This window comes from Methylobacterium planeticum (assembly GCF_008806345.1).
In the GTDB taxonomy this organism is placed as follows: Bacteria; Pseudomonadota; Alphaproteobacteria; order Rhizobiales; family Beijerinckiaceae; genus Methylobacterium; species Methylobacterium planeticum.
The window spans coordinates 212,278-233,193 of sequence record NZ_VZZJ01000001.1; the positions used below are offsets into that span (position 1 = coordinate 212,278).

A 20,916-nucleotide genomic window follows, 5' to 3' on the forward strand; every position below is an offset into this window, starting at 1 on the left:
CGCGGCGATCACGCCTCCGCCGACGTCTCGTTCTCCCGGTTGCGATAGGTGAAGCGCGCGTTGCCGAGGCCGGTCCCGATGGTGAGCACGCCCCAGCGCTGGTAGGCGCCCATGTTGGGCACCTCGCTCAAGCCCTGCACCACGGCGTCGTTGTGCATCAGCACCATGGTCTCGTGCCCGTCGATCTCCGGGATCGCCTGTCGCAGGGCCTCGGGGAGGTTGAAGCGGTTGCTCTCCCAGTTGCCCGGCAGGTTCTGGCCGCCGCGGGTGATCGACCCGTCCGCCTCGATCAGTCCGGGGCAGCCTACGCCGATGAAGGGGGCGAGCTTGAGCCGGGCGCGCTCCGCCCGGATGATCAGCTCGCGCAGCATGCCGACGAGGCGGTCGACGGCGGCGTCGCGCGAGGGCGCCGGCTCCTCGCAGCGGTGGCGCCAGTGCTCGGAGCGCCAGACCGCGGCGCGCGAGAGGTCCGGCGCCTTCTTGCGGTTCGTCACCAGCACGCCCGCCCGGAAGTTGCTGCCGCCGATATCGACGGCGAGCAGGCTGTCGTAGCCCGAGAAGATCCAGGCCGGGGCGAGGTGGGCGGCCCCGATCAGGCCAGCCTCGTCCGGATGGTTGCGGATCGGCTCCAGATGCACCTCGAGGCCGCCCGCGCGCAGGATCACGGCGGCCCGGCTGATGGTGAAGTGGCCGATGCGGCTGTCGCTGAAGCCGCCCCCCACCACGATCGCCTGCGTGTCGCGCCAATCCTTCTGGCGCAGGAAGCGGCGCACGACGGTCGCGAGCTCCTGGGCGAAATCCTCCACGGCTCCGAAGACGAGGCCGGCGCCGAGCACGTCGTCGGAAAGCAGCAGGCGGTCGAGGCGCTTCTTGCTGATGTCCTGGCTCGGGATGTCGCCGAGGGGATCGTCGCCGAGCTGGCGCAGCTTCTCGCGCCAATCCTCCACGAGGTCGCGGAAGGCCCCCTTCGAGACCCGGTCGCCGATGAAGCCCTCCTCGTTCGCCAGCTCGATGTTGTAATCGTCGATGATGACGGATGGCAGGTCGCGCGCTCCGTGCGCGATCGCCGAATGACCGTTCTGCGCGCCCCCCGCCATGCCGCCCCGTACTCCTCGCCTCACGCCGGATCCGGCGGCCCCTCGGGCGCGCCAGCCGGGCTAGAACGCGCGAAGCGGGGCCGAGTGCGCCGCCCGGACACGTCGTACACGGATTATTTTTGCCGGGGTGCCGTGCTCGAATCCGCCGGCGGGGGCGCCTTCGGCTCGCGCGCCTGCTCCAGGCTCTCGGCCTTGTCCTCGTCGGTGTCGCCGCCCTGCTCGATCGTCTTCTCGGGGTTGGCGGCGAGCGCCTTGACGATCTCGATCAGGCGCTCGCACTCGGCCCCGTACTTGTAGGTGTCGAGGACGATGGCGGCGTCGCGCAGGGTCCGCAGGTCCCGGACCGTCTGCTTGTTGGCGGTCTCGCGCAGCTCGCTCTTCTGGGCGATCGCCTCCTCGAGCTTGGCGCCCTTCACGTCGCAGGCGGCCTCGGCGGCACCGCCGTGGAGCAGCAGGGTGAGGATCAGGGGGAGGGCGAGGCGCATGGCTGTGGCTCCGGCTGCGGGCCGCGTCTGTTCCGGCCGCTCAGGCGTGGTGGGGATGGCTGCGGCGCAGGATGCCGTTCGTGAGGGCCACGAGCTGGCTCGGCCGGTAGGGCTTCGGGACGAAGATCGACTCGGCAACGGCGTCGGCCTGCGAAAGGCTCCCGCGGCCGCCCGACGTGTAGACCACGGGCAGGTCCGGGCGCTGGCTGCGGGCGCGGCGCGCCAGCGCGATCCCGTTCGTGTTGCGGGCCAGATCGATATCGGTGAAGAGCAGGTCCACGCTCTCGCGGGCCAGGATGGCCTCGGCCTCGACCGCGTCGGCGGCGCTGAGCACGCGGTAGCCTTCGTCGAGCAGGGCCTCGACGATGAGTTCGCAGACGGCGGCCTCGTCCTCGACGACCAGCACGGTCTCGGCGACGCCATTGAGGAAGGCGGGGGCAGTGAGGGCAGCGCAGGCGAAGGGGATCATGACGCAACTCCAACTCACCCGGCGCGCGGCGACGGCCGCGATGTCGGATCGCCGGACCAACGGGCCCGCTCGCGCCGATGTTCGCCGTGAACCTCTCGAATTGCTCAGGTTTGGTGAGCGAACCTTTAACCCTGCCCGCCCGCGCCTTCACGGAAAGGCCCAAAGGGTTAACGAAGCGTTACGGCCCCGTTCCGCGTTCTCGGATTCATGAACAGATCCTGGCTCCTGGCCTACGGCCTGATCCTCACGGCGCTCGCGGGCTACGTCGACGCGCTCGGCTTCATCCGGCTCGGCGGCCTCTACACGTCGTTCATGAGCGGCAACACCACGCAGCTCTCGGTGGCGCTGGGGCGCCAGGATTTCCATCACGCCATCCTGCCGGCGCTCCTGATCTTCACCTTCTTCCTCGGCGCCGTCCTGGGCGGCGGCCTCTCGGTGGTGACGGCGCCGCGCTGGGCGACGCCGGTGGTCCTCGCCTTCGAGGCCCTGACCGTGCTCGGCGCCCTGTCGATCGGGCTGACGACCCCGGATCTCGAGCTCGCCTCCCTGTTCATGGCGCTCGCCATGGGGGCGCAGAATGCCGTGCTGGTCCAGGTCCAGGGGTTTCGCGCCGGCACCACCTTCGTGACCGGCGCCCTGTTCAGCTTCGGCCAGAAGGTCGCCCTCGCCCTGTCGCGCCGGGGCCCGGCCTATGGCTGGGCCGGGGACGGGGCGGTCTGGCTGGCGCTCCTCGCCGGCGCTGCGGCCGGGACGGCCGTGTACGGCCGGATCGGCCTCGCCGCGCTGGTGGTTCCGGCAACGATCACGGCCTTGCTGTCGATCATGGCCGCCATCATCGTTGCCCGCAGGCCCGCGCCCGTCCAGACATCGCCCTGAATTGCCCACCCGGTCCGGTCCCCGCGGGCTTGCCCCGACGAGACCGCCCCGAGACCTTCCGCTCCGCAAGGCTTTTCCGCATGAGCTCCACGACCAGCCCCGCCCCCTCTCTCACGGGCCACGTCGCGCCGATCCAGGCGGGCGCCCACGTCACCGCGGCCCACTGGCTCAAGGACACGCTGGCCCTGGCCCTCGGGGACGGGCGGGTGCGCCTCGTGCGCGAGGGCGCCGAGGCGGACGTCGCCGCGCATCCCGACGGGGGCATCCTGGTCGCCGCCGGCGACCCGGCCCGGCTCGTCACCGGCGGCGACGACGGGCGCGTGGTCGAGACCCGGGCGGACGGGCGCTCCACCGAGATCGCGGCCGCCAGGGGCGGGGCCTGGATCGACGCGCTGGCGCTGCATCCGGATGGCGGGCTCGCCTACGCGGCGGGCCGCACCGTGACCGCGCGCGACGCCAAGGGCCGCGAGCGCGCGCTGACGGCGCCCTCCACCGCCCGCGGCCTCGCCTTCGCGCCGAAGGGCTACCGCCTCGCGGTGGCCCACTACAACGGCGTCAGCCTCTGGTATCCGAACCACGAGGGCGCGCCCGAGGTGATCGCGTGGAAGGGCTCGCATATCGACGTGACCTGGTCGCCCGACGGGCGCTTCGTCGTCACGACCATGCAGGAGAACGCCCTGCACGGCTGGCGCCTGCAGCCGGACCGCGGCCACATGCGGATGTCGGGCTACCCCGGCAAGGTCCGCTCGGTCTCGTGGTCCTCCGACGGGCACTGGCTCGCCACCAGCGGGGCCGAGGCCACGATCGTCTGGCCCTTCGATTCGAAGGAGGGCCCCACCGGCAAGGCCCCGCGGGAATGCGGCGTGCGCCCGGCCCGGGTCTCCCGCGTGGCGTTCCACCCCAAGGCTCCGGTCCTGGCGATGGGCTACGAGGACGGCTGCATCCTGCTCGTGCGCTTCACCGACGCCTCGGAGCTGCTCGTGCGGCCGGCCCAGCGCGGCAGCGGCGTGACGGCGCTCGCCTGGGATGCCCGGGGGGCGCGCCTCGCCTTCGGGTGCGGTGACGGCGCGGCGGGCCTGCTGACGCTGCCGGCCTGAGGGGCGGGGACGGGGCGGCGCCCGGCACAACCCGGGCAACGTCTGGAACCTTACCTCCCGTCGTGCTCTTCTGGCTCAACGTCCATTGGCGGAGGTGACGTTCGTGTTCCGTGTGATCCGCACCCTCGGCCTCGCGCTCGGGCTCCTCGGCGGCGTGATCGCGGCGCAGGGGCCCGAATTCGCGCAGCAATATGCCCAGCGCCTCGGCGGCACCGTCGACGAGTTGCGCCGCTCGGTCCAGACCCTCGAGGCGGATGCCCGCGCCACCGGCAACAGCCCGGAGGGCGCCGTCGACCGCCTGCGCGGCAACGCCGACGCCCTGGTGGCGCGCCGCGGCGAGGCCGCCCGCTCGGACATCGAGCGCCTCGCCCGGCTCTCGGCGCAGCAGCAGGCGCTCACCGGGTCGACGAGCCCGCTCGGGCGGCTCGCCGCCGTGATCCGCGACCCCGACCTGTCGCTCGCCCGCGCCACCTACCAGGATTACAAGCCCGCCGTGCCGACCACCGTCGACGGCCTCGTCGCCGGCCTCCTCGGGTTCCTGGCGAGCTGGGGCGGCTGGCGCGTCCTCTCGGATGTCGGGCGCCGCATGGCCCGCCGGCGCCCGCGCGCCGAGCCGACAGCCGCCTGAGGGCCGCCTGAGGGCCCTGCGGGCGCATGGGTGCCCTGCACAGCGGCAAGCCGTTGTGACATCATGTGTTGCCCAGGGTCTACAGCGGCCCCGGCACAGCTGAACTACGAGGGAGGAGCACGCGCGCGGACGACGAGGCCCCCGCGCCGGCTCACGGTCTGTCAGTCGCATCATGGCGCGCGCGTCCAATCCCACCGTCGATCCGGCGCTCGATGCCGCGGCCCTCCTGCGCCGCGTCGGCTTCTTCGGGCTGTTCGTGATCGTGCCCGTGGTGGCGCAGGTGGCGCGCCGCGCCACCGTCGTCCTCGCCCCGATCGCCGTGATCCTGCTGATTCTCGCGAGCGCCATCGACAACCGCCAGCGCCCGCTCCGGCCGGCGGCCACGCAGCTCCTGACGGCGCCGGCCTTCCTCGCCGGCATCCTGGTGATCCTGTGGTCGGCCCTGTCGCTGATCTGGACGCCGTTCCCGGGCCAGGCGACGGAGCGGCTGCTCAACCTGATCGCCACGATCCTGCTGACGCTGGCGGGCTACCTCGCCCTGCCGGACCGGATGCGCTCGGCGAATCTCTACCTCCTGCCCCTCGGCGTCACCGCCGCCGCCATCGTGGCGATCATGATCGGGGTGTTCGGCGACACGCTGATGCGCGGCGGGCCCGAGGAGGACAACGCCCTCGACCGCGGGCTGACGCTCCTCGCCCTGCTGGTCTGGCCGGCGGTGGCCTGGCTGCGCTCGCGCCAACGCGACCGCGAGGCGCTGGCCATCGCCCTCGTGGTGGCCGGCGCCCTCGCGGTCTCGCCGAACTCGACGCAGATCGTCGCCCTCGGCATCGGCGCGCTCGCCTTCGCGCTGACGAGCGCCCGCCAGAACCTCGGCGTCGTCGTCACGGCGGGGCTCTCGGCGCTCCTGCTGGCCCTCGCGCCCCTGCTGCCCTTCGTGGCGCGCCCGGTCGGCGCGGCCCTGTTCGGGCCGGTGGCGCCAGGCGTGCTCTCGCTCAAGGCCTGGCAGAAGGTCGTCACCACCGAGCCGGTGCGCCTCGTCACCGGGCACGGCTTCGAGACCGCCCTGCGCGGACGCTTCGTCGGGCTGCTGCCGGCCAACGCCCCGACCACGATGCTGTTCGAGTTCTGGTACGAGCTCGGAATCGTCGGCGCCCTCGCGGCGGCCTTCGCGCTCTACGCCTCGGTGCGCCGCAGCGGCCGCGGCGCGCCGGCCCTGGTGCCCGGCGCGATGGCGGCCTTCGCCACCGCCTTCACCATCGCGTGCGTCGGCGTCGGCCTCACGGTGATGTGGTGGCTCACCACCCTGGCCATCACGGTCCTGGTCTTCGTCTCGATCGAGCGCGGCCAGTTCCGCTCGCGGCGCCCGAAGGTGAGCTTGCTGCGGCGGGTCCGCGACGAGGGCAACCCGGGCTAGGCGTCGGCCGCCGCCTCGATCGCCGCCATGTCGGCGTCCGACAGGCCGACATGGTGGCCGATCTCGTGGACGAGGACGTGGGTGACGAGGTGGCCGAGGGTCTCGTCGTGCTCCGCCCAGTAATCGAGGAGCGGGCGCCGGTAGAGCCAGACCATGTTGGGCATCTGCCCGGTCACGACCTCGCCCGCCTGCGCCAGCCCGACGCCCCGGAACAGGCCGAGCAGGTCGAACTCGCTCTCGCAGGCCATCTCGGCCAGGGTCTCGTCGTCGGGGAAGTCCTCGACGGCGATGCGCACGCCCGCCGCCAGCGTCCGGAACGCCTCGGGCAGGCGTCCGAAGGCCTCGTGCGCCAGCACCTCGATGGCCGCGAGGCTCGGGGCCCGGGCCTCCGCGAGATCCGCCATCGGTCCCGCCTCCGTCACGGGGCCTCGCCCGAGACGGGCAGGACGCAATCCTGCAGGAAGGCCGCGAGATCGTTCGTGATATGATCGATATGGGCCTCGCGCACCGCCTCCTGCTCGAAGGCCTCGCGGAACGGGTCGATGACCCGGGGCACCACCAGGACGGTGGTCATGCCGAGGTCGTACGGGACCACGAGGTTGCGGGCGATGTCCTCGAACAGGGCCGAGCGGCGCGGATCGACCCCGTGCCGGGCGAGGAAGCGCTCGTAGGTCGAGCGCTCGGGCTTCGGCACGAAATCCGCCGCCGCGATGTCGAACACGTCCTCGAAATGGTCGAGGATGCCGAGCTTGGCCGCGACGTTCTCGGCGTGGCGGCGCGAGCCGTTGGTGAGGATCAGCTTGCGCCCGGGCAGCCGCTCGATGGCCTCGCCGAGGGCCGGGTCGAGCTTGATCGTCGAATGGTCGATGTCGTGGGCGAAATCGAGGAAGTCGTGCGGGTCCACGGCCGCCTCGACCATCAGGGCCTTCAGGGTGGTGCCGTAGCGGTGGTAGAAGTGCTTCTGCAGGGCGCGGGCCGACAGCCCATCGAGCCCGTAGAGGCGCATGACGTAGAGGGTGATGCGCTCGTCGACCTGCGGCCAGACCCGTGCGTCGCTCGGATACAGCGTGTTGTCGAGGTCGAAGACCCAGGTGTCGACGTCTCGGAACCCCCGGGACTCGACGGTGGTGAAATGGCTCTCGCCTGGAAGGAACAAGGCTCTCGCGTTTCGTGAACGGCGCGCGGGTCTGCGCGGCCAGGGCAGGGTAAGATGGATGCCTTGGCCGCGAAAGGAAACCTCTCCCCGCCGCGCTAGGCCGCGACGGGATTCATTTGCGCCGGATCAGGGTCCCGGCGCCGTAATCGGTGAACAGCTCCAGCAGCACCGCGTGGTTGACCTTGCCGTCGAGGATGACCACCGCCTCGACGCCCTGGTCGATGGCGTAGATGCAGGTCTCGACCTTGGGGATCATGCCCCCCGTGATGGTGCCGTCCGCGATCAGCCGGCGGCAATCCTCCACGGTCAGCTCCGGGATCAGGTTCTTGTCCTTGTCGAGGACGCCCGGCACGTCGGTGAGGAGGAGGAGGCGCTTAGCCCGCAGGGCCCCGGCGATCGCCCCCGAGAAGGTGTCGGCGTTGACGTTGTAGGTCTGCCCGTCCGCCCCGTAGGCGACGGGCGCGAGCACCGGGATCAGTTCGGCCTTCAGCACCGCGTCGAGGACGCCGCGCTCGACATGCTCGGGCTCGCCGACGAGGCCGAGATCGAGGGCCTTCTCCTCCTGGCTCTCCGGGTCCTTGACGGTGCGCAGCGCCCGCTTGGCCCGCACCATGTTCCCGTCCTTGCCGCACAGGCCGATGGCCCGGCCGCCCTCGGCCGAGATCCAGCCGACGATCTGCTTGTTGATCGAGCCGGCCAGGACCATCTCGACCACCTCGACGGTGGCCTCGTCGGTGACCCGCAGGCCGCCGCGGAATTCCGACTGGATCCCGAGCCGCTCCAGCATCCGGCCGATCTGCGGACCGCCGCCGTGGACGACGATCGGCTTCAGGCCGGATTGTTCGAGGAGCACGATGTCCTCGGCGAAATCCTCCGCCGCGGCGCGGTCGCCCATGGCGTGGCCGCCATACTTGATGACCACGATCTCCTGATCGTAGCGCTGCATATGCGGGAGGGCCTGGGCCAGGACTTCGGCGCGCACGTGCACGTTCGGCAGGTCGGTCATCGTGGTCCTCTGAGAGCCGGGCGACAAAATCGATGGCGGACGCGGGCGGGCTTCTACATGAGTGCGGGCGCCCTGCGAAGTCACGACCCGCGCAAAATCCGGTCCAGAGTGGCGGCCACGCCCCCGCGCGGCCTTCGGGTCCCGGGCGGCCCGGGATGCCCGGCGTAACTGGGATGCCCGGCGGAACCGGGATGCCCGGCGGAACCGGGACGACCGGTTGCACATTCCTGGCGGCCACAACCGGAGCGGACCCCGCCTTGACCACGCAATGCCTGCGCCTCCTGCCCCTCCTGTTCGCGGCCCTCCTCGCCACCGGCGTCGCGGCCCAGACGCCGGATAGCGGCATCGACGCGGTCTCGCCGCAGGGCTCCCCCACCGACATCGGCGGGCCGACGCCGGAGGACGCGCCGCCGATCCCCTCCTTCCAGAAGCAATCGGGATCCCAGGCCGGCGGCCCGGCCAACGCCCTCAACACCCAGGACCAGCGCGCCCGCGAATCGCTGCCGGACGGGTCGGTCGCGGAGGTCGTCACCGGCCGGAACCTCTACCACGGCAATTATTGCGGCCCGGGAGACCGCGGCCTGGACGCCGACGGCCAGGCGCGCGCGCCGGTGGACGCCCTCGATGCCGCCTGCCAGCGCCACGACGCCTGCTACGACGAGGCCCGGAGCCGCTCCTGCGGCTGCGACCGGACCCTCAAGCGGGACGCCCTTCGCCTCGCCGATGACCCAAATCTGTCCCGCGTCCTGCGCGCACGGGCCGCCAGCGTGATCGAGGGCATGGACGTGCTCGCCTGCAGCGAGCCGTAACGGATCCCGAGCGCAAAGCAGGGCCCCGTTGTTCTGTATTTATCACGCTCCCCGAGATCGTTCGATCGCCTCTCCGCACCTAAACTCAATGGAAAATCACCAGATATCTCGAAAGATTGCTCGATCTCTCCCGTGACATCCCCGCAAGAAGTCCAAAAGATACTTTTCAAAGCAACTCCAGGCCTTCTCGACCCGGAGATCGGGATTGATGGAAGAAAAACGAACGCGTGCGGCCAGGATAGGTAAACCTTCCATTAACCATGGCGCTCGATCCTGATCAGGTCGTCCAGGATCACGAGACCGATGCTCAACGCCGATCCCCTCTTCACCCGTCCCACCCTGACCAGCCCCAGCCTGCTGTCCCGCGCCCTCGACGGGTTGCGCCGCAAGGCGGGGTCGCAGGCCGAGGTCTGGCAGTTGCTGACCCAGAACTACACGGTCGACCTCGACGCGGTCGCCATCCTGATGCCGAGCGAGGATCCGGAGCCGACTTGGCTCGCGACCCGCGACTGATCGCGGCCGGGACAGCCCGGTGCCGACCGTCGACGGCACCGAAGATCCGGGTGAGGCGCAGGCGCAACACGCGCGTGCGTGAGGCATTTAACAGACGAGGCTGGCATAGGCCGTGCTAAGTCGAAGATAGAAGTGAGTGAGGAACACGCCGAGGCAATAATCACGCGGCGGCTCGAGCGCCAGAGCACCACCGCGGACCTTTCGACCATTCGAACAAGGGGTCCGTCATGTCTGAATTGCTCTCGGTCGCGCTCGTCTGCGCCGGCACGTTGCTGGCCCAGGATTGCTCGCGTGAAACCGCCCTCGACGTCATCGTCGCTCCGGCCCGCACGCCGATGGAATGCATGCTGCACGCCCAGACGATGGCGGCGGCGGCGGGTTTTCCCGGCGGCGACCAGCGCTACCTGAAGATCACCTGCGAGCGCCGCCACGCCGAATCCGCCCCGGTCCGTACCGCCGGCGGCCACGCCTTCTGAACCGGTGATCCGTGAACCGGTGCCGGATGAGCAAGGCCGCCTCAGGATCGCCGGTCAGGCGGCGATCCTGAGGACATCCCCCGTGCGCAGGCGGCCGCCGGCCAGGACCTCCGCGTAGATCCCGCAATCCCGGTGGCCCAGGCGCGCATCGAGGATCCAGGGGATCTCGAGGTCGCGCAGGCCGCTGACCGGGTCGACGTTGGTCGCGGCGCAGCGCTGCGTGCGCTGGGTCAGGCGCAGGCACAGGCCGTCCGCTCCCTCGAGGACCGACCCGACCATCGCGAGCTCGGCCCAGGGCTCCAGGCCCTCGACCAGCAGGTTGCCGCGGAAGCGCAGCGGATCGACCGGCGCGCCGACGAGGTCCTCGATGGCGCGCACGCTGGCGAGGTTGATCAGCGAGACGTAGCCGATGCGCGAATCCGTGAAGCGGTATTGCGGCGGCGCCGTGAGCACGCGCGGCTCCCCGCGCAGGGCCTCCGGCAGGTAGGCGCGCATCAGGTCCTCGAGCGCGCCCCGGCCGTCCGGCGTGCCGAGGTCGGCCTCGAGCCGGGTGCCGTCGCCGGTCTCGACCGTGAGCGTCGCGCTGGCGTCGTCGTAGCGGGTGCGCAGGCGCGCCAGGGCCTCGTCGCGCATCAGCATCAGGTACTTGGTCTTGGGCTGGTGGCGCGGCGCCACCGGGTTGAAGCCCGAGGGGCCGTTCTCGATGGCGTAGAGCCGGTCGCCCGGGAAGTAGCCGCTCGTCTCGAGCATCGCGGTTTCGAGCCGCTCGGGGCTGAGGCCCTTCACCGGGTAGCGGTAGAGGGCGGAGAGGCGGAGGCTCGGGCGTTCGGTCATGCACGGAGCGTGACCCGGAAATTCCCCGCGGCGCAAGCCCCCGGCAGCCCCTTGTGGTGCCGATTTACAACACCACATTCGGTGGACCGGCGGCCCCAGGGCGCCGGGGCTCTCGGCGGTCCTCAGGGCCGGGGGGCGCTGTTTCGGCGAGGCCGTGCCGCGAGGCGGGCGGCGGATCGCCGGTACGGGGAGGTGAGATCCAGTGAATTTCGAGAAGTACACCGAACGCGCCCGCGGCTTCGTCCAGGCGGCGCAGAACCTCGCGATGCGCGAGGGCCATCCGCAATTGCAGCCGGGCCACCTGCTCAAGGTGCTGCTCGACGATCCCGAAGGGCTCTGCGCCGGCCTGATCGACGGCGCCGGCGGGCAGTCCCGCGTGGCGCTGGCGCAGACGGAGGGCTGGCTCGCCAAGCAGCCGAAGGTCTCCGGGAACGCGGCGCCCCCCCAGGCGACGCGCGAGCTCGTGCGCCTGTTCGACACCGCCGAGAAGGCCGCCGAGAAGGCGGGCGATTCCTACGTCACGGTGGAGCGGCTGCTCCTCGCGCTCGCGGTCGAGAAGGAGACCGAGGCGGGGCGGGCGCTCGCGGCGGCCGGCGTCACCCCGGCCTCCCTCAACGCGGCCATCAACGCCCTGCGCAAGGGCCGCACCGCCGACAATGCCAGCGCCGAGAACGCCTACGACGCCCTGAAGAAATACGCTCGCGACCTGACGGAGGCGGCGCGCGAGGGCAAGCTCGACCCGGTGATCGGGCGCGACGAGGAGATCCGCCGCACCATCCAGGTCCTGTCCCGGCGCACCAAGAACAATCCCGTGCTGATCGGCGAGCCCGGCGTCGGCAAGACCGCGATCGTCGAGGGCCTGGCGCTTCGCATCATCAACGGCGACGTGCCGGAATCGCTTCGCGAAAAGTCCCTGCTCGCCCTCGACATGGGCTCGCTGATCGCGGGCGCGAAATATCGCGGCGAGTTCGAGGAGCGGCTGAAGGGCGTGCTCTCCGAGGTCACGGCGGCCGAGGGCGGCATCATCCTGTTCATCGACGAGATGCACACCCTCGTGGGGGCCGGCAAGGCGGACGGGGCGATGGACGCCTCGAACCTGCTCAAGCCGGCCCTTGCGCGGGGCGAGCTGCATTGCGTCGGCGCCACCACCCTAGACGAGTACCGCAAGCACGTCGAGAAGGACGCGGCGCTCGCGCGGCGCTTCCAGCCCGTCTTCGTGTCCGAGCCCACCGTCGAGGACACGGTCTCGATCCTGCGCGGCATCAAGGAGAAGTACGAGCAGCACCACGGCGTGCGCATCCAGGATTCGGCGCTCGTCGCGGCCGCGACCCTGTCGAACCGCTACATCACCGACCGCTTCCTGCCCGACAAGGCGATCGACCTCGTGGACGAGGCCGGATCGCGCCTGCGCATGCAGGTCGATTCGAAGCCCGAGGAGCTCGACAATGTCGACCGCGAGATCGTGCGGCTGAAGATCGAGGCCGAGGCCCTGAAGAAGGAGCCGGATTCCGCCTCCCGCGACCGCCTCGTGCGGCTCGAGAAGGAGCTCGCCGACCTCGAGGAGCAATCCGCCTCGATCACCGCCCGCTGGAAGGCCGAGAAGGACAAGCTCGGGGCCGCGGCCGAGCTGAAGAAGAAGCTCGACGAGGCCCGGACGGAGCTGGCCGGCGCGCAGCGCCAGGGCCAGTACCAGCGCGCGGGCGAGCTCGCCTACGGGGTGATCCCCGGGCTCGAGAAGCAGCTCGGCGCGATCGAGGCGCAGGCCGAGAGCGCGGTCGCGCGCGACGGCATGGTCGAGGAGGCGGTGACGCCGGCCCACATCGCGGGGGTCGTCTCGCGCTGGACCGGTGTGCCGGTCGACAAGATGCTGGAGGGCGAGCGCGAGAAGCTGCTCGCCATGGAGGACGCCCTGTCGCGGCGCGTCGTCGGCCAGCGCGAGGCCGTCGAGGCGGTCTCGACGGCGGTGCGGCGGGCGCGCGCCGGCCTGCAGGACCCGAACCGGCCGATCGGCTCGTTCATGTTCCTCGGGCCGACCGGCGTCGGCAAGACCGAGCTGACGAAGGCGCTCGCCGGCTTCCTGTTCGACGACGACACCGCCCTCGTGCGCATCGACATGTCCGAGTACATGGAGAAGCACGCGGTGGCCCGCCTCATCGGCGCCCCCCCGGGCTATGTCGGCTACGAGGAGGGCGGGGCGCTGACCGAGGCCGTGCGGCGCCGGCCCTATCAGGTCGTGCTGTTCGACGAGGTCGAGAAGGCGCATCCGGACGTGTTCAACGTCCTCCTCCAGGTGCTCGACGACGGGCGCCTGACGGACGGGCAGGGGCGCACGGTCGACTTCCGCAACACGCTGCTGATCATGACCTCCAATCTCGGGGCCGAGTACCTGGTCAACCAGCGCGAGGGCGAGGACAGCGACGCGGTGCGGGACGAGGTGATGGGCGTGGTGCGCAGCCACTTCCGCCCGGAATTCCTCAACCGGGTCGACGAGATCATCCTGTTCCACCGCCTCGCACGCGGCGAGATGGGGGCGATCGTCGACATCCAGCTCCATCGCCTGGAGAAGCTCCTGGAGGACCGGAAACTCGCCCTCGAGGTCGACGGGGAGGCCCGCGCCTGGCTCGCCGACAAGGGCTACGACCCGGCCTACGGCGCGCGCCCCCTCAAGCGCGTCATCCAGAAGAACGTGCAGGACCCGCTCGCCGAGCTGATCCTGTCCGGCAAGGTCCATGACGGGGAGACCGTCCCGGTCCATCTCGGCCCGATGGGGCTGATGATCGGCGACGTCGCGGTGGGGGCCGAGCGCCGCCCGGCGAACGTCACCCTGAACTGATCGTGGCCCGACGGCCCCGGCGCTCCCGCTGGCGGGAGCGCCGGGGCTTTTCTTTGCGCCCCCGCCCGCGGAGATTGGGGGGCGATGACCCACGACCTCACCTACGCGATCGGCGACATCCACGGCTGCGCCAACCTCCTCGAGGCGCTGCTCGCGCGGATCGAGGCCCACAGCGCCGGGCGCCCACACCGGCTCGTCTTCCTCGGCGACTACATCGACCGCGGCCCGGACAGCGCCGGGGTGCTGCGCATCGTGCGGCGGCTGCACTGGAACGACCCCGAGCGCGTCACCTGCCTGATCGGCAACCACGAGGCGATGCTGCTCGCCTCGCTGCAGACCCCGGGTGCCGCCGAGCACTGGCTGCGCAACGGCGGCGGCGCGACGCTCGCCTCCTTCGGCCTCGACGCGATCGAGGACGTGCCGGGCGACGTGCTCGACTGGCTCGAGGCGCTGCCGAGCGTGCATGCGGACGCGGCGCATTGGTACGTCCATGCGGGCTTCCGCCCGGGCTGCACGCCCCCCGACCCCGACCTGCAGAACCGCCTCTGGATCCGCGAGCCCTTCCTGTCGGACGAGTGCGATTTCGGCCGCCACGTCGTCCACGGCCACACGCCGCTGCCCGCCGGCGAGCCGGAGGTGCGGCGCCACCGCACCAACCTCGACACCGGCGCGGTCTATGGCGGGGCCCTGACGGCGGGCGTGTTCACGGAGGGCCAGGGCCCGGCCGTCGCGTTCCTCGGCATCCCGGCGCGGCGCTACGGGACCTGACCGCGGGCCCGGCCACAACGTTTCCACGGCGCCAGAGCCCGTCTCGTCCGCGAGTAAACGGCCCCCAAGCGCCTCACCCGAATAGCGTATTGGGCATTCCGGCGGTGCCGGTATGGATCAGTACAGACCCAGTTCGAGGCGCGTTCGCCACCTTTTGGTCATGGTTTACTTTTGTTTAAGGGAAATAGCATTCGGTGATCTGAGGATTATATGCCGAGAACTGGCCTCCACCTGCTTCACGGCCTCGATCCGGCGCAGATCGCGGCGTCCCCCTTCGACGTGCGGGTGGTGTCCCCGAGGGATCCGGCCGGAATCCCGTGGACCCGCGGGCAGGTGGCGCGCATGGGGGGCGGCCCCGCCGACCCGCACCTGCTGCTCGCCTATCTCTCCATCGGCGAGGCCGATCTCGGCGCCATCCAGCCCACCGCCCCGCGCGACCCGCGCGACAGCCTCGTGCCGCACCGCTCCGGACAGGTCGAGACCGCCTTCTGGTCGAGCAACTGGCAGGCGTGGCTGATGCGCGCGGTGGCGACCCTGGTCCGCGACGGCTACGACGGCGTCTACCTCGACGGGGTCGAGGCCTGCCGGACCGTTTCGGAGCGGGGCCGTGCGGCGCTCGCGGCCAGCGGGCAGACCGATCCGGCCGCCGCCATGATCGACCTCGTGACCGCCCTCGCGGGGGCTGCCCGGGCCAGGAACCCGGCCTTCAAGGTCTGGGCCGGCAACGGCGAGGCGCTGCTCGGGGACGACCGCTACCTCGCGGCGATCGACGGCCTGTTCCGGGAGAACCTCTACTACACGGCCGCCGGCGAGAGGCAGCCCGTCGCGGCGACGCGCAAGTGCCTGCGCCTGCTCCAGCGGATGCTGGCGGCCGGGAAGGATGTGATCGCGATCGAGCAGGTCGGCGGCGCCGCGCAGATCGACGACGTCCACGCCCAGGCCGAGCGCGACGGCCTCGGCAGCTACGTCACCCGGATCAAGCCTGCCCGTCCCGCCCCGGCGGCGCCCGCCCGTCTCGCCGCGGCGCCCAAACGGGCCCCTGCGGCGGCGCCGGCCCGGCCCAGCGCGGCGGCGGCGGGCGCCGGCCCGGGCGCCCCGCCGCGCCCGACGCCGCGCGACCGCCAGCAGCTCGCCGCCGAGGGACCGCGGAATCCGGCCGTCCCGTCCGCCGGGTCTCTCGATGCCTTCAACTTCCGGCCGGAGCTCGTCGAGGCCCTGGCCCAGCGGGAGCGCGGCGCGGCTTCGGCGCCCCGGCCCGCACGGGACGCCGCCCTCAGCGACCCGATGGCGCTCTACCTGCAGCGCCTCTGCGGGGCGGACCATCCGGCCTTCGCGGCCTGAGGCGCGCCCGCACGACCCGTGAGGAGGTCCAGGCCCGGCGCGGCGGCGTCCGCCGCGCGGCCGCGCGCCTGACATTGTCCGTGGGTTGATCTCGCGGCGGGTGCCCGCGCGGCTTGAGCCGCGTCCGGGCCTGCGCAAGAAACGGGTGGGGAGGGACGAACCCGCCCGCGAGGACGCTCCCATGCCAACGAAGCCGGTCGACACCACCCGCCCCGCAGGAGCGCCGCCGGCGCCCGGCGCCGCGCTGACCGAGGGCTCGCTGGCGCGGCTCGGCATCCGCTTCACCGCCTGGGCCGAGCGCTGGTTCCCGGACGCCTTCATCTTCGTCGCCATCGCGGTGGTGATCGTGGCCCTCGGGGCCTTCGCCAACGGGGCGCCGGCGCCCGCCATCGCCAAGAGCTTCGGCGACGGCTTCTGGAGCCTGATCCCCTTCACCATGCAGATGGCCTTCGTGACGATCGGCGGCTACGTGGTGGCGACCTCGCCCCCGGTCCAGGCGCTGATCGACCGCATGGCGGCGCTGCCGAAGACCGGGCGCGGCGCGGTCGGGTTCGTGGCCGCCGCCACCATGGTCTCGTCCTTCCTGAGCTGGGGCCTGAGCCTGATCTTCGGCGGCCTCCTCGCCCGGGCGCTGGCGCGCCGCACGGACCTGCGCATGGATTACAGGGCGGCCGGGGCCGCCGCCTATCTCGGCCTCGGCGCCACCTGGGCCCTCGGCCTCAGTTCCTCCGCGGCCCAGCTCCAGGCGAACCCCGCGAGCCTGCCGAAGAACCTCCTGGCGATCACCGGGGTGATCCCCTTCAGCGAGACGATCTTCCTGTGGCAGTCGATGCTCGTCGCCCTGATCCTGTTCGTGATCTCGGTCGTCATCGCCTACGCCTCGGCGCCGGGGCAGACCGCGGCCGTCACGGCGGCGGATCTCGGGATCGACGTCGCCCGCGAGAGCGAGGATGTCGGGCGTCCCCAGCAGCCCGGCGAGTGGCTGGAGCATTCGCCGATCCTGACGATCCTGCTCGTCCTGCTGGCCATGGGCTGGGTGGTGCAGGAATTCGCGCGCCAATCCTGGATCACCGCGATCTCGAACCTGAACACATACAACCTCCTGTTCCTCACCCTCGGCCTGCTGCTGCACTGGCGCCCGAAGCGCTTCCTCGTGGCGGTGGCGCGCTCCGTCCCGGCCACCGCCGGCATCCTGATCCAGTACCCGCTCTACGCGGCGATCAGCTCCATGCTGACGAACGCCAAGAACGGTGCCGGCACCTCGACCTCGGACGTTATCACCCACGCCTTCGTCAGCCTCAACACCACGGGCAGCTTCCCGCTCTCGATGGGCGTCTACTCGGCGGTGCTCGGCTTCTTCGTGCCCTCCGGCGGGGGCAAGTGGCTCCTCGAGGCCCCCTACGTGATGCAGGCGGCCAACGAGCTGAAGGTGCATCTCGGCTGGGCCGTGATGGTCTACAACGCCGCCGAGGCGCTGCCGAACCTGATCAACCCGTTCTGGATGCTGCCGCTGGTCGGCATCCTCGGCCTCAAGGCCCGCGACATCGTCGGCTTCAGCTTCCTCCAGCTCCTGGTCCACCTCCCGGTGGTGCTGTTCCTGCTCTGGGCGCTCGCCCTCACGCTGACCTACCATCCGCCGGTGATGCCGGGCTGAGGCGCAGGCCGCACCGGCCGCACCGGCCGCAGAACGGGGCGGCCGGCTGGGCCGCTCCGGATCGCGGCGCCTCGGACCGAGCAAAGCAGCCCCGGCCCGCTTCGGACGCCGCGCCGAGCCCGGGGCGCGGGACAATTCCTGCTCAGGTGCGATGCGCCCGAGGCCGCCCCCGAACCGTGCGCGCGGCCGAACGAGGGGGCGCCCGACACGGCGTCTCCTCGGCCTCAGAACCTGCATCACACCCATGAACGCAACTTGTGCGTTAATATTTGCTAGATTTCCATCGAACCGAGACGAGATCCCCGTCACATTGAATAGAAAAACATCAAATAAAAAGGTGCCAACACAAGATCACGCATGGATGCCAACCTGGGATCGGCGCGCGAATCGTGGCGGGCCGGCGGTTGGTGTGGACATGATCGCGATTCCGAAGTTCTTCGACATGGATCCGCCCCGGCTCGACCGGGAGCGGATCCAGAGCGCGCAGGCGAGGGTGATCGTCCGCAACGCGCAGCCCTTCTACGCCGTGCATGCCTGCAACGCCCTCCTGATGGCCGCCGCCTACCGCGGCGCCGCACCGACGGCCCTCGTCGTCGGACCGCTGGTGCTGCTGCTGTCGGGCTATCTCTGGCAGAGCCGGAAGTGCCGCCGGATCGCCCGCGCGCCGATGTCGCCGGAGATCGCCAAGCGCCAGATCCGCTCCATCAACGTGCTGGCGCCGCTGCTGGTGGGGACCACCAGCGCCTGGGCCTTCGCCCTCGCCGCCGAGGGCACGGCGGCCCTGCGCGTGCACAGCCTGTTCTTCATGGCCGACACGATCATCGTGTGCGCCGTGAGCCTGATGCACGTGCGCTCGGCCAGCCTGTTCTCGCTCGTGGCGATCCCGCCGATCGGCATCCTGTCCCTGCTCACCGGAGGCGAGGACGTCCTCCGGATCACGGCCGTGACCTTCATGGTGAGCGGCGCCGCGATCTTCCACCTCGTGCGGATGAGCTCGAAGAGCTTCGTCGACCTCGTGCAGCAGCACGCCGAGCTGAAGCGCCTGCACGAGGCCAACGTCCACCTCGCCCACAGCGACATCCTGACCGACCTGCCGAACCGGGCCGTCTTCTTCGCGCGGCTTCGTGAGCGGATCGCGCAGGCGACGGTCGGCGCCGAGGTACATCTCGCGCTGATCGACCTCGACGGATTCGGGGGCGTGAACGAGGTCTTGGGGCAGGCCTCGGGCAACCTGGTTCTGCGCGAGGTGGCCCTGCGCCTGTCCGAGCACGTCGGCGACCGGAGCCGCCTCGGGCGGCTCGGGGGCGACGAGTTCGGGCTGATCCTGGCCGACGGCGAGTCGGCCGAGGATGCCCTGGCGCTGTGCCGGGAGATCGCCGAGGCGCTGCGCGAGCCCTACCACGTCGCCGCCCGGAGCGTGCGCGTGAGCGCCACGATCGGGCTCGCGAGCCTGGTCACGGGCCGCGCGGCGACCGGCGACCTGAAGGAGCAGGCCTACTTCGCCCTCCACCAGGGGAAAGCGGGCAAGCGGGGCGGCTGCGTCCGCTTCACCGGCGCCTTCGCGAGCAGCATGCGGCGGCGCGACGGGGTCGCGCGCGCCCTCCGGATGGCCGACCTCCAGCGCGAGCTGTCGGTGGTGTTCCAACCCGTCGTCGACGCCTCCCGCAACAGCATCATCGCCTTCGAGGCGCTGGCGCGCTGGACCAGCCCGGAGATCGGCGCGGTGCTGCCGACCGAGTTCATCGCGGCGGCGGAGAATGCCGGCCTGACCAACCTGCTCACCGACGTCCTGCTCACCAAGGCGCTGGCGGCCGCCGCCACCTGGCCGCCGGAGGTGCAGCTCTTCTTCAACCTGTCGGCCTGCGATGTCGCGACGCCGGACTTCGCGCAGCGCCTCTCCGAGATCATCACGGCGAGCGGGATCGCCCCGAACCGGATCGCCTTCGAAGTCACCGAGACGGCGATCATCCGCGACTTCCCCGAGGCGAAGAAGACCCTGGACGCCCTCAAGGAGATGGGCGTCGCCATCGCGCTCGACGATTTCGGGACCGGCTTCTCGAGCCTGAGCTACGTCCACCGGCTGCCGATCGACAAGCTGAAGCTCGACCGCTCCTTCATCCAGGAGATGGAAACGAGCCGGACCTGCCGGGACATCGTCCGCTCGGTCATCGGCATGTGCCGCACGCTCGGGATCGCCTGCGTGGCCGAGGGGGTGGAGACCCGGGAGCAGATGCTCCTCCTCGGCCATCTCGGCTGCCGCACCATGCAGGGCTACTACTTCTCGAACCCGGTGCCGCAGGAGGAAGCCCGCCTCCTGGCGACCCGGGACGCCGCCCGCCGGATCGAGGCGCCGGGCCCCGGCGTCGCCTCGGTGGCGTGAGGGGCCGCTCGCCTCAGCGGGTCCGCAGGAGGCCGCTCACGGCCACGAGGAGCCAGCCCGCCATCAGCAGGAGGCCGCCGCTCGGCGCCGCCATCGGGAACAGGGGCGTCCGCGCCAGTGCCCGCATCGACAAGTCGCCGCAGAACAGCACGAGGCCGAGGCCGAGCGCGGCGGCGGCGATGCGCGTGAGCGGCACCCGGATCAGGCCGCCGCCCGCCAGCGCCGCGAGGCCGACCAGGGCCGGGGCATGGAACAGCAGGAACTGCGCGGCAATCCGCAGCGATTCGGCTTCGGCCCGGTGGGCCGCCGCCGCGCTCGCCGCGACGCCGAGGAGCCCGGCCAACCCCGCAAGGCCCAGGATCAGGCGCTCGGGCAGCGCCAGGCCCGGCCTCACCCGCCGTGCTCGGCCAGGAGCCGGGCGATGGTGGCCCGCAATTCCGGCACGCCGCGGTCGTCGCGGCTCGAGGTCAGCAGGACCACCGGGTAGGCGGCCGGGCGCTTGGCGAGGGCCGCCTCGACGCCGCGGACGCGCGCCTCCATCTCGGACTTCTTCAGGGCGTCGGCCTTGGTCAGCACGATCTGGTAGCTCACCGCCGCCTTGTCCAAGCCGTCGAGCACGTCCGTGTCGATCGCCTTCAGCCCGTGGCGCGAATCGATCAGCATGAAGACCCGCGCGAGGTTCGCCCGGCCCTTCAGGTAGGCGTGGATCAGCTCGGTCCAGGCCGCGACCTTGGCCTTCTCCACCGCCGCGAAGCCGTAGCCCGGCATGTCGACCAGGGTCAGGCGCCCGCCGATGTCGAAGAAGTTCAGCTGCTGCGTCCGCCCCGGCGTGTGCGAGGTGCGCGCCAGCGTGTTGCGGCCGGTCAGCGCGTTGACGAGGCTCGACTTGCCGACGTTCGAGCGGCCCGCGAACGCGATCTCGACGCCGTTCATCGCCGGCAGGCTGCCGAGCGACGGAGCGGCCGAGATGAAGTCCGCGCTGCCGGCGAAGAGCAGGCGGCCCGCCTCGAGCAGGGCCGGGTCGATTTCGGTGGAATCGTTCATGATTTCTTCCAGGGCCGGGCGCACCGCCCGGCCCCT

The 20,916-nt window shown here is 71.4% G+C and carries 21 protein-coding genes; 12 read left to right on the plus strand and 9 right to left on the minus strand.

Annotation, left to right across the window (positions count from 1 at the left end; all coding sequences use genetic code 11):
• Positions 1-8 precede the first annotated feature (8 nt).
• The 3 genes from F6X51_RS01015 to F6X51_RS01025 all read right to left on the minus strand — a co-directional run bounded on the left by F6X51_RS01015 (position 9) and on the right by F6X51_RS01025 (position 2,051).
• Complete coding sequence (locus F6X51_RS01015; protein WP_150961102.1) at positions 9-1,097, minus strand: ROK family protein; 1,089 nt, start codon at positions 1,095-1,097, stop codon at positions 9-11.
• A 113-nt stretch (positions 1,098-1,210) separates the two neighbouring features.
• Positions 1,211-1,582 (minus strand): photosystem reaction center subunit H, encoded by a 372-nt coding sequence (locus tag F6X51_RS01020; RefSeq protein WP_150961104.1) that lies wholly within the window; start codon positions 1,580-1,582, stop codon positions 1,211-1,213.
• A gap of 40 nt (positions 1,583-1,622) precedes the next feature.
• Positions 1,623-2,051: a response regulator gene (locus F6X51_RS01025; RefSeq protein ID WP_150961106.1), complete on the minus strand. Its 429-nt coding sequence runs from the start codon at positions 2,049-2,051 to the stop codon at positions 1,623-1,625.
• 207 nt (positions 2,052-2,258) lie between these two features.
• Between F6X51_RS01025 and F6X51_RS01030 the strand changes: the two genes are divergently transcribed.
• From F6X51_RS01030 to F6X51_RS01045, 4 genes are all read left to right on the plus strand, one after another.
• On the plus strand, positions 2,259-2,927 hold the full coding sequence (locus F6X51_RS01030) for a YoaK family protein (protein ID WP_150961108.1): 669 nt from the start codon (positions 2,259-2,261) through the stop codon (positions 2,925-2,927).
• 80 nt (positions 2,928-3,007) lie between these two features.
• Positions 3,008-4,024, plus strand: a complete 1,017-nt coding sequence (locus F6X51_RS01035) for a WD40 repeat domain-containing protein (protein WP_150961110.1) — start codon at positions 3,008-3,010, stop codon at positions 4,022-4,024.
• Positions 4,025-4,127: 103 nt separating this feature from the next.
• The gene (locus F6X51_RS01040) at positions 4,128-4,652 is read left to right on the plus strand and encodes a DUF2937 family protein (protein WP_150961112.1); all 525 of its coding nucleotides are present in this window, start codon (positions 4,128-4,130) and stop codon (positions 4,650-4,652) included.
• Positions 4,653-4,824: 172 nt separating this feature from the next.
• Positions 4,825-6,066, plus strand: coding sequence for a peptide ABC transporter permease (locus tag F6X51_RS01045; RefSeq protein WP_150961114.1), 1,242 nt, complete (start codon positions 4,825-4,827; stop codon positions 6,064-6,066).
• Here the strand turns inward: F6X51_RS01045 and F6X51_RS01050 are convergent.
• The 3 genes from F6X51_RS01050 to argB all read right to left on the minus strand — a co-directional run bounded on the left by F6X51_RS01050 (position 6,063) and on the right by argB (position 8,228).
• Positions 6,063-6,470 (minus strand): metallopeptidase family protein, encoded by a 408-nt coding sequence (locus tag F6X51_RS01050; RefSeq protein WP_150961116.1) that lies wholly within the window; start codon positions 6,468-6,470, stop codon positions 6,063-6,065. The genes F6X51_RS01045 and F6X51_RS01050 overlap by 4 nt on opposite strands.
• A gap of 14 nt (positions 6,471-6,484) precedes the next feature.
• On the minus strand, positions 6,485-7,222 hold the full coding sequence (locus F6X51_RS01055; RefSeq protein WP_150961118.1) for a pyrimidine 5'-nucleotidase: 738 nt from the start codon (positions 7,220-7,222) through the stop codon (positions 6,485-6,487).
• Positions 7,223-7,334: 112 nt separating this feature from the next.
• Positions 7,335-8,228: an acetylglutamate kinase gene (gene argB, locus F6X51_RS01060; RefSeq protein ID WP_150961120.1), complete on the minus strand. Its 894-nt coding sequence runs from the start codon at positions 8,226-8,228 to the stop codon at positions 7,335-7,337.
• Between the two features lie 257 nt (positions 8,229-8,485).
• Between argB and F6X51_RS01065 the strand changes: the two genes are divergently transcribed.
• The 3 genes from F6X51_RS01065 (at position 8,486) to F6X51_RS01075 (ending at position 10,026) form a co-directional block, all read left to right on the plus strand.
• Positions 8,486-9,037 (plus strand): hypothetical protein, encoded by a 552-nt coding sequence (locus F6X51_RS01065; protein ID WP_150961122.1) that lies wholly within the window; start codon positions 8,486-8,488, stop codon positions 9,035-9,037.
• A 303-nt stretch (positions 9,038-9,340) separates the two neighbouring features.
• On the plus strand, positions 9,341-9,550 hold the full coding sequence (locus tag F6X51_RS01070) for a hypothetical protein (RefSeq protein ID WP_150961124.1): 210 nt from the start codon (positions 9,341-9,343) through the stop codon (positions 9,548-9,550).
• A 227-nt stretch (positions 9,551-9,777) separates the two neighbouring features.
• A complete protein-coding gene (locus tag F6X51_RS01075; RefSeq protein WP_150961126.1) occupies positions 9,778-10,026 on the plus strand; it encodes a hypothetical protein in 249 nt (82 codons plus the stop codon).
• Positions 10,027-10,080: 54 nt separating this feature from the next.
• Here the strand turns inward: F6X51_RS01075 and F6X51_RS01080 are convergent, their stop codons facing one another.
• Positions 10,081-10,860 (minus strand): MOSC domain-containing protein, encoded by a 780-nt coding sequence (locus F6X51_RS01080; protein WP_150961128.1) that lies wholly within the window; start codon positions 10,858-10,860, stop codon positions 10,081-10,083.
• A 202-nt stretch (positions 10,861-11,062) separates the two neighbouring features.
• On the opposite strand from F6X51_RS01080, the gene clpB reads away from it, so the two are divergent.
• The 5 genes from clpB to F6X51_RS01105 all read left to right on the plus strand — a co-directional run bounded on the left by clpB (position 11,063) and on the right by F6X51_RS01105 (position 19,836).
• A complete protein-coding gene (clpB, locus tag F6X51_RS01085; protein WP_150961130.1) occupies positions 11,063-13,693 on the plus strand; it encodes an ATP-dependent chaperone ClpB in 2,631 nt (876 codons plus the stop codon).
• An 84-nt stretch (positions 13,694-13,777) separates the two neighbouring features.
• Positions 13,778-14,461, plus strand: coding sequence for a metallophosphoesterase family protein (locus tag F6X51_RS01090; RefSeq protein WP_150961132.1), 684 nt, complete (start codon positions 13,778-13,780; stop codon positions 14,459-14,461).
• A 210-nt stretch (positions 14,462-14,671) separates the two neighbouring features.
• Positions 14,672-15,802: an endo alpha-1,4 polygalactosaminidase gene (locus tag F6X51_RS01095; RefSeq protein WP_150961134.1), complete on the plus strand. Its 1,131-nt coding sequence runs from the start codon at positions 14,672-14,674 to the stop codon at positions 15,800-15,802.
• A 181-nt stretch (positions 15,803-15,983) separates the two neighbouring features.
• A complete protein-coding gene (locus F6X51_RS01100) occupies positions 15,984-17,456 on the plus strand; it encodes a short-chain fatty acid transporter (protein WP_150961136.1) in 1,473 nt (490 codons plus the stop codon).
• Between the two features lie 415 nt (positions 17,457-17,871).
• Positions 17,872-19,836: a putative bifunctional diguanylate cyclase/phosphodiesterase gene (locus F6X51_RS01105; protein ID WP_150961138.1), complete on the plus strand. Its 1,965-nt coding sequence runs from the start codon at positions 17,872-17,874 to the stop codon at positions 19,834-19,836.
• A 13-nt stretch (positions 19,837-19,849) separates the two neighbouring features.
• Here F6X51_RS01105 and F6X51_RS01110 read toward each other — a convergent pair whose 3' ends face one another.
• Complete coding sequence (locus tag F6X51_RS01110) at positions 19,850-20,230, minus strand: DUF423 domain-containing protein (RefSeq protein ID WP_407658397.1); 381 nt, start codon at positions 20,228-20,230, stop codon at positions 19,850-19,852.
• Positions 20,227-20,880 (minus strand): ribosome biogenesis GTP-binding protein YihA/YsxC, encoded by a 654-nt coding sequence (gene yihA / locus F6X51_RS01115; RefSeq protein ID WP_150961140.1) that lies wholly within the window; start codon positions 20,878-20,880, stop codon positions 20,227-20,229. The genes F6X51_RS01110 and yihA overlap by 4 nt, the downstream gene beginning before the upstream one ends.
• Between the last annotated feature and the right edge of the window lie 36 nt (positions 20,881-20,916).